This window comes from Pseudoxanthomonas sacheonensis, from assembly GCF_010093305.1.
GTDB lineage: Bacteria > Pseudomonadota > Gammaproteobacteria > Xanthomonadales > Xanthomonadaceae > Pseudoxanthomonas_A > Pseudoxanthomonas_A sacheonensis.
Window position 1 is genome coordinate 1 of record NZ_PDWS01000024.1, and the last position, 13,982, is coordinate 13,982.

Consider the following 13,982-nt stretch of genomic DNA (forward strand, 5'->3'; position numbering starts at 1 on the left):
CCGACTCGATGGGCATGCTGGCGCTGGTGGCGGCCAACGTCTACGTGGTGTTCTTCAACATGTCCTGGGGTCCGGTGATGTGGGTGATGCTGGGCGAGATGTTCCCCAACCAGATCCGCGGTTCCGGACTGGCGGTGGCGGGGGCGGCGCAGTGGACGTCGAACTTCCTCATCACCGTCACTTTCCCGATCCTGCTGACCGGCATCGGTCTGGCCGGGGCGTACGGTATCTACACGGTGGCCGCGGTGATCTCGGTATTCTTCGTGATCAAGTACGTGTACGAAACCAAGGGCAGGGAGCTGGAACAGATGGAAGGCTGACAGGGCTGGTGCGGGGGAACGGATCGCGCAACGGCTTGCGCGCATTATTTTTCCCTGGTTTGGAAGCGGGGCAGGGCTCGCCGATACGGCGGGCCTGCATTTGATCTTATCTATGCATGACGGAGTCACGACATTGAACACATTCGCTGAGCCTTCCCGTTTCCGTCCCCTGTTGCGGACGGGTTTGCTGTTGGCCGTTCCAGTGGCATTGGCGCTGTCGGTCGTGGCTTGTCGCGACGAAAAAGCGCCCGCGGCCGCCGCCACGGCAGAATCCGCTTCGCCATGGCCCGCGGTCGCCTGGCCGCTGCCCGAAGACCCCGCCATCGAGAAGCGCATCGATGAGCTGATGGCGAAGATGACGGTGGAGGAGAAAGTCGGCCAGATCGTGCAGGGCGATATCGCCAGCCTGACGCCGGACGACGTGCGCAAGTATCGATTGGGTTCGGTACTGGCCGGCGGCAATTCCGATCCGGGCGGCAAGTACAACGCCACGCCCGCGCAATGGCTGGCGCTGGCCGATGCGTTCTATGAAGCGTCTATGGACACATCGCACGGCGGCAAGGCCATCCCGATCCTGTTCGGCATCGATGCGGTGCATGGCCAGAGCAACATCGTCGGCGCGACCTTGTTCCCGCACAACATCGGCCTGGGCGCGACCCGCAATCCGGATCTGATGGAGCGGATCGGCAAGGTCACCGCGGTGGAAACGCGCACTACCGGCATGGAATGGGCGTTCGCGCCGACCGTGGCCGTGCCGCAGGACGATCGCTGGGGACGCAGCTACGAAGGCTATTCGGAATCGCCCGACGTCGTCGCCAGCTTCGCCGGCAGGATGGTCGAAGGGCTACAGGGCAAGGCCGGTGCGCCCGACTTCCTGGACGGCTCGCATGTGATGGTGTCGGTGAAGCATTTCCTGGGCGACGGCGGCACTACCGGCGGCAAGGACCAGGGCGATACCAGGATCGACGAAGCCGAATTGGCACGTATCCATGGCGCCGGTTATCCGCCGGCCATCGCGGCCGGCGCGCAGACCGTCATGGCCTCGTTCAACAGCGTCAACGGCGAGAAGATGCACGGCAACCGGCATCTGCTGACCGAAGTGTTGAAAGGGCGGATGAATTTCGGCGGCTTCGTGGTGGGCGACTGGAACGGCCACGGTCAGGTCAAAGGCTGCACCAACGACAACTGTCCGGCCACGATTGTCGCCGGCCTGGACATGGCGATGGCGCCGGACAGCTGGAAGGGCTTCTACGAAACCGCGGTGGCCGCGGTGAAAGCCGGCACGCTGCCGATGGAACGGCTGGACGACGCGGTGCGGCGCATCCTGCGGGTGAAGTTCCGCCTTGGCCTGTTCGAGGCCGGCAAGCCTTCGCAACGGCCGCTTGGCGGCAAGTTCGAATTGCTGGGTGCGCCCGAGCACCGTGCGGTAGCGCGCCAGGCCGTGCGCGAATCGCTGGTGTTGCTGAAGAACCAGGGCGGCGTGCTGCCGCTGGATCCGCACAAGACGCTGCTGGTGGCCGGCGATGGCGCCAACGATGTCGGCAAGCAATCCGGCGGCTGGACGTTGAACTGGCAGGGCACGGGCACCACGCGTGCGGACTATCCCAATGCCGATTCCATCTGGGAAGGCCTGCAGGCGCAGGTGAAGGCCGCGGGCGGCAACGCCGAACTGGCGGTGGATGGGAAATACAAGAAGAAACCCGATGCCGCCATCGTGGTCTTCGGCGAAAATCCCTATGCCGAATTCCAGGGCGACATTCCCGATCTGTCCTACAAGTCCGGCGACGACAGCGACCTGCAGCTGATCAAGCGGCTGAAGGCCGAAGGCATTCCGGTGGTCGCGGTGTTCCTGAGCGGCCGGCCCTTGTGGGTGAACCGCGAGATCAACGCCGCCGATGCGTTCGTGGCGGCCTGGCTGCCCGGATCGGAAGGCGCGGGCGTCGCCGATGTGCTGTTGCGCGATGCGCAGGGCAAAACGGCGCACGACTTCAAGGGCAAGCTGGGCTTCTCCTGGCCGCGCACCGCCACGCAGTTCGCCAACAACGTCGGGCAGAAGGATTACTCGCCGCAGTTCGCTTTCGGCTACGGCCTGACCTATAGCGATAAAGGCGATCTCGCGCCGTTGCCGGAAGTGTCGGGGCTGTCGGGCGAACAGAAAGTCGCCGGCGTCTACTTCGCCCGCGGATGCGCTGCGCCGGGAACGGGCCTGCGTCTGGAAAGCGCGCAGAACCATGCGACCAAGGTCACCACATTGCCCGCCGCGCTGCACGACGACAGCCTCCGTGTCGCCGCGGTGGACCACAAGGCGCAGGAAGACGCCATGCGTTTCTCCTGGGCCGGTACCGGCAAGGCCAGTGCGTTCCTGCTGGCCGATGCTCCCTTCGATGTGCTGCGCGAATCCAACGGCGACGTGATGCTGGTGTTGACCCTGCGCCCGGAGACGGTGCCGCAAGCGGAGGTGAATCTGGGCGTGGCCTGCGGCGAAGGTTGCGCTGCGACCTTGCCTCTGCGCGATGCGTTGGCGGCGTTGCCGAAAGAGCAATGGACCACGCTGGGAGTGCCGTTGAAGTGCTTCGGCGCGGCGGGCGCCGATCTTACGAAGTTGACCCAGCCGATGCGGCTGGAGACAGCCGGCGCTTTGCAGCTCTCGCTGTCGCGTGTGGCGCTGGGCGCGATCAACGAGGCCGACCACGTGTTCAAGTGTCCCAAGCCCTGACGATTCGCCACACGTTTCCTTCTCCGGCGTCGCTGCCGGTCCGTGCCAACCAGGTTTGCAGTCGAGGCTGAAATGACACTATCCCCGATCGATATCGGCATCGTCCTGGCCTACCTGGTCGGCATTTTCGTGCTGGCGCAGTTGGTGTCGCGCGAGAAGGGCGGGCACCGGAAGTCGGCGAAGGATTATTTCCTCGCCAGCAAATCGCTGCCATGGTGGGCGATCGGCGCTTCGCTGATCGCGGCCAACATCTCGGCCGAGCAGATCATCGGCATGTCCGGTTCCGGCTATGCCATCGGTTTGGCGATCGCCTCCTACGAATGGATGGCGGCGCTCACCCTGCTCATCGTGGGCAAGTTCTTCCTGCCCATCTTCCTGCGCAACGGCATCTACACCATGCCGCAGTTCCTGGAAGAGCGTTACGGCACCAGGATCCGCACGCTGATGGCGGTGTTCTGGCTGGGGCTGTACGTCTTCGTCAATCTCACCTCGATCCTGTGGCTGGGTTCGCTGGCCGTCGCGCAGGTCACCGGCATGAACCAGATGCTGGCGTTGGCGTTGCTGGGGATTTTCGCGCTGGCCTACCAGCTGTACGGCGGACTGAAAGCGGTGGCGCTGACCGATATCGTGCAAGTGTCGCTATTGGTGCTGGGCGGCTTGCTGGTGTCGGCGCTGACGCTCAGCAAGATCGGGGACGGCGCCGGCATCGTGGCCGGCTTCAGCAAGCTGTGGCAGGCGCACCCCGAGCATTTCCACATGATCCTGTCCAAGGACAGTCCCTTCTACAAGGACCTGCCGGGACTGAGCGTGCTGATCGGCGGCATGTGGATCATGAATGTCAGCTACTGGGGCTTCAACCAGTACATCATCCAGCGCGCACTGGCGGCCAAGGACATCAGGGAAGCGCAGAAAGGCGTGGTTTTCGCCGCCTTCCTCAAGCTGCTGATGCCGGTGATCGTGGTGCTGCCGGGCATCGCCGCGGTGGTGCTGGCCAAAGATCTTGCGCGTCCCGATCAGGCTTATCCGACCATGATGGCGATTCTGCCCAGCGGCATCCTGGGCCTGGTGTTCGCGGCGCTGGTGGCGGCCATCGTGGCGTCGCTGGCGTCCAAGATCAATTCGGTCGCCACCATCTTCACCCTGGATTTCTACGCCAAGCAGCGCAAGAACCACGACGAGACCAAACTGGTGCGCGTCGGCCGCATCGCGGCCACCGTATCCCTGCTGCTGGCCATCCTGACCGCGCGTCCGTTGCTGGGCAGCTTCGATCAGGGCTTCCAGTACATCCAGGAATACACCGGCTTCTTCACTCCGGGCATCGTGGTGATTTTCGTGCTGGGCCTGTTCTGGAAGCGCGCCAACGAAGCCGGCGCGCTGGCTGCGGCGATCGGCTCGTTCGCGCTATCGGTGGTGTTGAAGCTGGCATGGCCGTCGCTGCCGTTCATGGATCGCGTCGGCCTGGTGTTCCTGCTGGCCCTGGCGCTGGCCATCGTGGTGTCGCTGGCGAGCAAAGCATCCGGCGTCAACGACCGGATCAAGACCGGCGACGTCAGCTACGCGACCAGCGCATCGTTCAACATCGCCAGCGTGGCAGTGGTCGCGATCCTGTGCGCGTTGTACGCCAGTTTCTGGTGAGGGAACGGCTGCCGTTCAATGCGCGCTCGTTTCGGAAAACAGGTTCAGGACCACAACGCCGCCGACGCCAAGGCGTTCGTTGCGACGGCCAAGACCCGCCAGTGGGATCGCGAGGCGAAGGTACGCCTGCTAGCTTAGGCCGGCAGGCAGGAAAACAATTTCATCGATGCCGCAGTCGGTCGGCGATGCGGACTGGATATATAACGCCCGCCTCTGGTCGAAGGCGGCCAGACTCGAACGGGGTGCTTCCAATCAGGCGGCTGGGATGACATGAAGGATCGGGTCAATCCGATTCTTGGCCCTCTACGGGCTGCTTGTCGAACACAAGAACGCCGCCGCCCGCGACAATCGTCAGGCTCTTTACGCCGCGCACCGCCCCTCGATTGAATGCGATCTGCAATGTTCCGGCCGGAATATAGGAATCGGGCGCCACGAATCGGTTGCTGCTCACTGGTTTGAGCGGTCTGCGCTTGCCCTTCGCCTGCAACTCCAGCCCATCGGGAGTATGGAGCACGGTGAGATCCTGGATATCGAAACTGGTGTCCAGAATCCCCATCAACTCAGGACTCTGATCCGCTCGCCGCTTGTATGCGCCGACGAATTCGTCGAGCAAATCCGCGGCGGCCACCGGACTGATTTTCACCGACCAGTCGCCAGGCCACTCCAGCGAGTCGGACACAGCGTTGCGTATCTCATCGCCCAGGACGTCGCCATTGACGCCATTGGCGACTATCACCAGACCATCGCCGCTATCGAGATTGCCCTCGATATAGGCTTTGTAACTGTCGTTCGCGCCGGCATGATGGAAGATGCGCGCGCTGCCTTCGCCGGCCAGGCGCGGTCCCAGGCCGAACGTGCCCGGAGAAACCGCGGTCATCATGTCTATCGCCAGCGCTTGCGGCAGAAAGCCGCCGGATTTGCGGTAGCTGGCGCAGAGCGCTTCGACCAGCCGGGCGAGATCGCGGGCTGAAGTCCAGAGCCCGGAGGGAGCGAGTTCGGGAAAGCTCTGCCATCCACGAGGAAGCGCCACGGGCTTGCCGGAACCGTCGTGGGCGTGCGCGATATCGGCCGTAGCAGCCGAAGGGGCTGCATCGAACCGGCTGCGGCCCATGCCCAGCGGAGCGAACAGATACCGACGCGCCAACGCGTCGAAGGCTTGCCCCATCGCATCTTCAATGACGGCCTGCGCCACCATGTAGCCACCACCCGAGTAACGGGACCGGCTTCCTGCCCGGTCGATCCGTTGCAACGGTTTGTTCAGTGCCGGCAGTACGCCGTTCAACGTTTGTACAAGTGACGGCAACGGTTCGGACGGTTCCACATCCTTGAACCCATGGACATTGAAGCCGGCGGTGTGCGATAGCAACATCCGCAGACTGACGTCGCTGGTATCGCCTTCCAGTCCTTGCGGAAGACGCCAGCGGCGCAGCCAGTGATCGACGCCTTGATCGAGATCGAGCTTGCCCAGCGCGACGAGTTTCAGGCAAAGGGCCGCGGTCGCGACCTTGCTCACCGAGCCGACGGAAAACAGGGTGTCTGGCCCGATGGGAAAATCATGTCCGGCCAGCCTTGAGCCGTAGCCCTTCAGGCTAACCGTCCGTCCATCGCGCAGGACCGCCACGGCCACGCCCGGTACGCCGTAGTGGGACATCCGCCGGGTGAGTTCCCAGCGTTCGTTCCCCGAGTGGACCGTGGGCCGCAGAAGCGACTCGAAGGAAACGCGCGGGGTCTGGACTTGCGCCCATCCGGCGGACGGCAAGGCAAGCAAGGGAAGCGAAAGGCTGCCAAGCAGCAGTTGGCGGCGATTGATTGCAGGCACGAGTTGCCCTCCATTGACTGGTTGGCAGCGCCCGCCGGAGGGATGTCGCAGAACGTTGGCCCGGTGCCCTAGCCAGCGTTGAAGCAAAAATCGTCGGACGAATCCTACAGGAACGCGATCCTCTTCATCAAACCTGCTTGAGCGCCGGCGATGAAAGTCGTAAACCAAGTGCTGAAATGTCCGCGGCTATTGCGCCGCATGGAAATGGCGCTTGAACGCCACATCACCGGTGGGGTCGGCATCGAGTTCGCGCGCATAGCGATGGCCTTCGTAGACCGCGTGGGCAATGAGCCCGGGCGCATGCGCATCGCCGATGCAGCGCACCGAGCGGATGCCGGCGTCGGCCCATTCGGCCTGGCGCGACAGCAGCGCCTGGTAGAGCGCATCGTCGGGCAGCCTGGCGGTGATGGCCACGACCGCGTCGCATTCCAGCGTGCGCGTCTTTCCGCTCCAGACCTGCTCGAGCGACAGCGTCGTACCCTCGAAGCCGGTGATGTTGTGCGACACCACCTGTTCGACCTCCAGCTCGGCCATGCGGACCTGGATGTGCCTGTAGTCCAGCGTGTGCACGCTCCATGAGGCGATGGTGTCGTCGGCGGTCAGATAGGCGACTTCGCAACCCTGCTTGCGCAGCGCTTCGGCCAGCACGCTGGCCAGGTAGAAATAGTCGTCGTCGAAGATGGCGACGCGGCCCTGCGGCATGCGTCCGTCCATCAGGTCGTCGGGAGTGAAGATGCGTTCGTTGCCTTCGAAGCCGGCGATGCCCAGTCCGTTGCTGCGCCCGTAGCCGTCGCGGCGCCAATGGCAGCCGGTGGCCAGCACCACGTGCTCGGCGCCGAAGTCGAGCACGTCCTGCGCGGTCAGCTGCGAATCCTGGTAGATGCTCACGTTCTCCATCTTGCCTATCTGGCCCACGCGCCAGTCGCGTACGCGCGCCCATTCCGACAACCCGGGCAGGCGCGCCTCGCGGCTCACGCGGCCGCCCAATTCCTTGCGGCCTTCGGCCACGCTCACTTCATAGCCGCGCTGGCCCAATGCACGTGCGGCTTCAAGACCTGCCGGGCCGGCGCCCACCACCAGCACGCGCGATTCGGATCGCCGCTTGGCGATGTTTTCCGGATGCCAGTCCTTGCGCCACTCTTCGCCCATGGTCGGGTTCTGCGTGCAGCGGATCGGCGAAATGGTCATGTCGCCGGACACGCAGATATTGCAGCCGATGCATTCGCGGATGTCGTCGATGCGTCCTTCCTCGATCTTCTTAGGCAGGAAGGGATCGGCGATGGACGGGCGCGCGGCGCCGATCATGTCCAGCACGCCGCGCTTGATCTGCGACACCATGGTGTCGGGCGAGGTGAAACGGCCCACGCCGACCACCGGTCTGGTGGTGGTCTTCTTGACGAAATCGATGAAGGGTTCCTGCGCGCCCTCGGCGGCGAAACGCGAGGGCAGGGAATCGTTGTACCAGGCGGCCACGTTGACGTCCCACAAATCGGGAATTTCGGCCAGCATGCCGACGATATCGCGCGCTTCGTTCAACTCCACGCCGCCCGGCCCAAGCAGTTCCTCGGTGGCGAAGCGGATGGCGACGGCGCAGGTGTCGCCCACCGCGTCCTTGGTGTCCTGCAGCACTTCGCGCAGCAGGCGCACGCGGTTCTCCAGCGATCCGCCGTACTCGTCGGTGCGCTGGTTGCGGCGGCGCTGCAGGAAATGCATGGCCAGCGACAGATCGTGTCCGGCGTAGACGTAGATGATGTCCATGCCCGCGCGCTTGCCGCGGATCGCGGCCTCGCGATGCCAGCGCCTGTATTCGCGTATGTCGTGCAAGTCCATGGCGCGGGCCTGCGCCGGGTAGCCGTACTTGGACGGCTGGTGCGAAGGCGCGATCAGCACTTCGCGCGAAAAAAGGTTGGAAGCGGTCGGCCCGTTGTGCGAAAGCTCCAGCGCCGCCAGCGCGCCATGCGCATGCACCTTGTCGCTCATCAGCGCCAGCGCGGGGATATCGCGGTCGTCCCACAGGCGCGCTTCGACGTACGGCGTCAAGTCGCTGCTGGGGTGGATCTCGCATTCCTCGGTCGAAATCACCGCCCAGCCGCCTTCGGCTTTCACTTCGCGCATCGCCGCATGCGCCAACGGCATGGCGTGGCCCATGCCGTTGCAATGCGGCACTTGGAAGAAACGGTTCTTGGCGGTCACCGGACCGATCTTTATCGGCGTGAACAACAGGTCGTAACGGGGATCGCGAGCCATGGATCAGGACCGGTTGAGGCGGACACGCAGGATGCGCATGAACAGGTAAAGCGGCAAGCCCGCGGCGGCCAGCACCAGCGCCATCATGAAGGCTTCGTGGCCCATGCCGATGAAGGCGAAGATGGAATAAGCCGTTCCCAGCGCCGAGATCAGCGCCAATCCGCGTATGGCTTTGTCGTCCAGGCGTTTGCCGCGATACCACAACACCGCCAATGCCAGCGAGCAGCAGAGATACAGCGGCAGGTTGGCGGCCGTGACCACCTGGCTCAGGACGGTGAAGCCGTTGACCAGCGACTTGCTGTAGTTCATCAGGATCATCGCGCTCGCGAGCAGCGCAGTGACGATCAGCGCGAAGCCCGGAGCGCCGCGCCGGTTGTTGCGCGACAGGAAGGCGGGCAGCACGCCGTTGTCGGCCATGGTGCGGGTCAGTTCGCCGACCAGCAGCGTCCATCCGTTCAACGCCCCCAACCCGCTGACGACGACGAACAGGGCCAGCCAGCGGCCCACGCCCTCGCCCACGAAACGATCCATCAGCAGCGCGAACGGCGCCGGCGCATTGGCCAGTTCCTGTTCCGGCAGCAACAGCATCGGTACGGTAGACACGATCAGGTAGATCGCCGCGGTGAGCAGGGTGCCGACGATGGTGGCGAGCGGGATCGTGCGGCCCGGGTTCTCGACGCGGGATGCGGGAACGGTAGCCGACTCGATGCCCAGCATCGCGAACAGGGCGATGGTGGAAGCGGCCATCGCATCGCCCAGCGAAATCGGTTTGCTCGGCGGATGCGCGACATAGGCCTGCGGCGCTTCCACCAGCATCCACACGGCCAGCACCGCGATGGCCAGCATGGGCAGCAGCTTCAGCGCCGTGGTCACGATCTGCACGCCGCCGCCGGTGCGTACGCCGCACAGGTTGATGACCACGAACGTCCACAACAGGCCAAGCGCGAACAGCGAGGGTTGCAGCTGGCCCAACTGGGGAAAGACCGCGGTGATGTAGGCGACCACGCCGGTCGCCAGCGCCGCATTGGTGATCCACAGGGAGACCCAATAGCACCACAGGGCGATGTAGGCGGGCAACTCGCCCAGCGTGCTGCGCACGTAGCCGTAGGGGCCGTCCGCATTGGGAAGTTCGCGCGCCAGCCGCGCGAAGACCCGGGCCAGCGCGATGCAGCCGACTACGGTGATGCCCCAGCCGATGGTCGCGTTGAATCCGTACGGCGCCAGCGATGCGGGCAGCAGGAAGATGCCCATGCCGATGCAGTTGCCCACTACCAGGGCGGTGCAGGTCCAGAAGCCGATTTGCTTGGATTCGTTCATGCTGCTCCGGAGTGCGTATAGGTAGTTATGTCAAGAAAGTATCGACGGACCCCTTCTCCCCTCGTGGGAGAAGAGCCTGCCCCGTACTTGATACGGGGTGGCGCGAAGCGCCGGAAGAGGGGGAGACGGAGCCTGGGAGGCTTGTTTGACGCGGACTTTTCGAGTGTGGCGACCATGGCGTAGTGGCCTCGGAAATTTTACCGTCGCATCGGTCGGCTGGCTTCGACAACCCCTCTCCCGCCGCGCCAAGCGCGTCGACCTCTCCCACAAGGGGAGAGGTGGAAATCGCCATTGCGTCCGCTGCTGCCATAAGGTCGTGTTCCCGGTTCTCAGTTAAGAGAAACGGATACGCCTGCTTTCATAACGCCACGCACTTTGCGCAAACACTCCACATCCCCCAGCGGATCGCATTCCACCGCAACCAGATCGGCGAACTTGCCCACCGCGATCGATCCCAACTCCTTCTCCTTTCCAAGCAGGGTGGCGGAACCGATCGTCGCCGACTGGATAGCCTGCAGCGGCGTCATCCCATACTTCACCATGTAGGCGAACTGGCGTGCATTGTCGCCATGCGGATAGACGCCGGCATCGGTGCCGTAGGAAATATTGACGCCGGCCTTGACCGCCTTGCGGAAGCCCTGGCGTTGGGCGTCGGTGGTTTCCAGGTTCTTGCGCATGATTTCTTCGGACCAGCCGGCTTCGCGCCCTACGGTGTCTATGTAGTCGCCGTTGTAGATGTCCGCATCCAGCCAGGTGCCGTACTGTTTCATCAGGGCGATGGATTCGTCGTCCATCAACGAGCCGTGCTCGATGGAACGCACGCCGGCGCGTACCGCGCGTTTGATGCCTTCGGCGCCATGGGCGTGGGCGGCGACGAAGGTGCCGTGCTTCTTCGCTTCCTCGACGGCCGCACGGATCTGGGATTCGGTGTATTCCGATTGGCCCGGTTCCGTACCCGCCGCCAGCACCGCGCCGGTGGCGATGACCTTGATGAAGTCGGCGCCATGGTCCAGCAGGTAGTCCACGTGCTTGCGGATTTCCTCTTCGTTGTCGGAAACCCCCAGACGGAACTCCGGCGGCACCACCGTGCCTGCGGGCAGGCCGGTGATCTCGCCGCCGCCCCCGCTGATGGTGATGTAGGCGCCGGCCACGAACATGCGTGGGCCAGGTACCAGGCCGGCGTTGATCGCATCGCGCAGGGTCACGTCGGCCAGGCCGCGGAACACGCCGACATCGCGCACCGTGGTGAAGCCGGCGCGCAGCGTGTCGCGCGCGTTCTTGGCGCCGATGAGGGCGTCGCGCCCGGGATTGCTTTTCAGCGGCGCGGCGGGATCGGCGGACTGGCCTTCGTCGGCCAGGTGGGTGTGCATGTCCATCAGGCCGGGCACGACGGTGTAGGTCGACCAGTCGAGGACGCGGACGCGGACGCTGCCGGAAGCACTGTTCCAGGGCGTTATGGAGACGATTTTTCCGTCTTCGATTGCTATCGCCTGGTCCGCCAGTACTTTTCCCGTTTCGACATCCAGCAGATGCCCGGCGCGGACGACGGTGCGTTCCGCGCAATCCGCATAGGAAGCGAATGCGCAAAGCGAGAATGCAGCGGCGAGCAGGGAAGCGCGAGCGGTCATGCGGTTGCTCCAGCGTCGCCGGCATAGGCCGCGCGCAACAGATTCTGGAAATGCCATACGCCGCTTTCGCGTTTGGGGCAAAGCCGGCCGGCCTCGTAGAAGCCCGAGGCCAGGCCTTTCTGCACAGCTTCGCAGATGGTCACGTCCTCGATCTGCACTTCGTCGCTGAAGGCCTGGTCGGCGGCGATACGCGACATGGCCTTGTCGTCCTGCGCGTAGTAATAGTCGAACTCCACCCGGCAGCGTCCCGGACCCAGCGGCAGGATGCGGTTGGTCTGCAAACGGCCCGGCATGATGTTGAGCATCACGTTGGGGTAGACGTGGTAGTAGAACGCTTCGCCCTCGCCATAGAATTCGCCGCCGTCGCGCAGCGGCGAGGATTGCAGCGAGTACCAGGGGAACAGTTCGGTGTCGTAGGCGCGGTAGTCCAGCACCTTGGACAGCCCCGGGTGCACGTGGGGCAGGTGGTAGCCTTCCAGGAAGTTGTCGATGTAGACCTTCCAGTTGCAATCGATGTCGTAGGAATCGCGGCGCAGGTAGCGCATCGCCGACAGGTCGATCGGGGCGATGCGTTCGACGATGCCGCCGTACACTTCATCGAAAGCCGGCACGTCATCGCTCAAGGCCACGAACACCAGTCCCTGCCATTCGTGTACGCGCAGCGGCGGCAGGCGGATGTCGGCCACGTTGAAATCGGCCGCCGCCTGCATTTCCGGCGCGCTGCGCAGCTGGCCTTCCAGCGTGTAGGTCCAGCCGTGGTATTTGCAATGCAAGGCGCGCGCGCCTTTGCCGTTGCAAAGCGCCAGCGGTCCGGCGCGGTGGCGGCAGACGTTGGGGAAGGCGCGCAGCACGCCGTCCTGTCCGCGGACCACGATCACCGGCACCTCGCCGATCTTCTCGACCACATGGTCGCCGGGTTCGGCCAGCTGGTTATGGTGCGCCACCAACTGCCAGCTGCGTGCGAACACCGAACGCTGTTCCATCGCCAGCATGTCGTCGCCGAAGTAATAGCGTGCCGGCAAGGCGCTCGCCAGCTCCAGTTCCTTTGCCGTGTCAACTGCCCGCATCGCATCCTCCTGTAGTTGTAAGCTTCAATGCCGTCCGGCCCCGTTGGTGGAGCGCTCCATGATCCGTTTCCTCACTGCAGCCGCATTGTGCGCGTTCTGCGCGCTGGCGTCCGCTGCCACACCGCGCGCGCGCGATCTTGGCGTCCCTTTCGAAGGAACCGCCGGGCCGCTCAATGCGATCACCGATGTTGCCGGCGTTACTGTTGGGCAAGTCACGTTGATCGAGAATCTGTCCGCCGGAAAGAAAGTGCGCACGGGCGTCACCGCGATCCTGCCGCGTGGACAGGCCACGCTGGAAACGCCGGTGTTCGGCGCATGGTTCGCACTCAACGGCAACGGCGAGATGACCGGCACCGCCTGGATCGACGAATCCGGGCAACTGGAAGGACCGGTGATGCTGACCAACACCCACAGCGTGGGCGTGGTCCGCGATGCGGTGATCGCCGAGCGGGTGCGGTCGGGCACGGTCGACTCTTCCGGTTACTGGTGGTCGCTGCCGGTAGTGGCCGAAACCTGGGACGGCGAACTCAACGACATCAACGGTTTCCACGTGCGGCCCGAGCATGTCGCCAAGGCGCTCGCCGATGCGAGAGGCGGACCGGTCGCCGAAGGCAACGTCGGCGGCGGCACCGGCATGATCTGCCATGAGTTCAAATGCGGCACCGGCACCGCCTCGCGCATCGTCAAGGCCGATGCGGGCGGCAACTACACGGTGGGCGTGCTGGTGCAGGCCAACTACGGAATGCGCGATTCGTTGCGCATCGCGGGCGTGCCGATCGGCCAGCATCTGCGCGACGACCGGATCTACAGCCAGGACCATCCAGACGCCGGCGATACCGGTTCCATCATCATCGTAGTCGCCACCGATGCGCCATTGCTGCCGCACCAGTTGAAGCGCATCGCCAAGCGCGCAGGCATGGGCCTGGCGCGGATGGGCAGCTATGCGGGAAACGGCTCCGGCGATATTTTCCTCGCCTTTTCCACCGCCAATGCAGGCGCTCTGAAGGGCGATGCGGTCTCGCAGGCCAGCTTCGTCGGCATCGAGCATCTGGACGGTTTGTTCGAAGCCACGGTGCAGGCCACCGAAGAAGCCATCGTCAACGCCATGGTCGCCGCGCGCGATATGCAGGGCAACGAAGGGCATTACGCCAAGGCCATTTCGCATCCGGAGCTGGTGAAGTTGTTGAAGAGGTTCGGGCGTTATTCGCCGAAGAAACGAGTCGCGGGATGAAA

The 13,982-nt window shown here is 64.3% G+C and carries 9 protein-coding genes; 4 read left to right on the forward strand and 5 right to left on the reverse strand.

Annotated features, from left to right (window positions below; translation table 11 throughout):
- The 3 genes from CSC73_RS16955 to CSC73_RS16965 form a co-directional block, all read left to right on the forward strand.
- On the forward strand, nt 1–320 hold a 320-nt coding region (locus CSC73_RS16955; RefSeq protein WP_163842840.1), incomplete at its 5' end, for an MFS transporter.
- A gap of 133 nt (nt 321–453) precedes the next feature.
- A complete protein-coding gene (locus CSC73_RS16960) occupies nt 454–3,036 on the forward strand; it encodes a glycoside hydrolase family 3 protein (protein WP_425502343.1) in 2,583 nt (860 codons plus the stop codon).
- Between the two features lie 72 nt (nt 3,037–3,108).
- Nucleotides 3,109–4,671, forward strand: coding sequence for a sodium/sugar symporter (locus CSC73_RS16965; RefSeq protein WP_163842846.1), 1,563 nt, complete (start codon nt 3,109–3,111; stop codon nt 4,669–4,671).
- Nucleotides 4,672–4,954: 283 nt separating this feature from the next.
- Here CSC73_RS16965 and CSC73_RS16970 read toward each other — a convergent pair whose 3' ends face one another.
- The 5 genes from CSC73_RS16970 to CSC73_RS16990 form a co-directional block, all read right to left on the reverse strand.
- The gene (locus tag CSC73_RS16970; RefSeq protein ID WP_163842848.1) at nt 4,955–6,490 is read right to left on the reverse strand and encodes a serine hydrolase domain-containing protein; all 1,536 of its coding nucleotides are present in this window, start codon (nt 6,488–6,490) and stop codon (nt 4,955–4,957) included.
- Between the two features lie 186 nt (nt 6,491–6,676).
- On the reverse strand, nt 6,677–8,737 hold the full coding sequence (locus CSC73_RS16975; protein ID WP_163842851.1) for an oxidoreductase: 2,061 nt from the start codon (nt 8,735–8,737) through the stop codon (nt 6,677–6,679).
- A 3-nt stretch (nt 8,738–8,740) separates the two neighbouring features.
- Nucleotides 8,741–10,054, reverse strand: coding sequence for an APC family permease (locus CSC73_RS16980; RefSeq protein WP_163842854.1), 1,314 nt, complete (start codon nt 10,052–10,054; stop codon nt 8,741–8,743).
- A gap of 329 nt (nt 10,055–10,383) precedes the next feature.
- Complete coding sequence (locus CSC73_RS16985; RefSeq protein WP_163842857.1) at nt 10,384–11,682, reverse strand: Xaa-Pro dipeptidase; 1,299 nt, start codon at nt 11,680–11,682, stop codon at nt 10,384–10,386.
- Nucleotides 11,679–12,749, reverse strand: a complete 1,071-nt coding sequence (locus CSC73_RS16990; protein WP_163842859.1) for an aromatic ring-hydroxylating oxygenase subunit alpha — start codon at nt 12,747–12,749, stop codon at nt 11,679–11,681. The genes CSC73_RS16985 and CSC73_RS16990 overlap by 4 nt, the downstream gene beginning before the upstream one ends.
- 58 nt (nt 12,750–12,807) lie before the next feature.
- Between CSC73_RS16990 and CSC73_RS16995 the strand changes: the two genes are divergently transcribed.
- Nucleotides 12,808–13,980: a DmpA family aminopeptidase gene (locus tag CSC73_RS16995; RefSeq protein WP_163842862.1), complete on the forward strand. Its 1,173-nt coding sequence runs from the start codon at nt 12,808–12,810 to the stop codon at nt 13,978–13,980.
- The last annotated feature ends 2 nt before the right edge of the window (nt 13,981–13,982 follow it).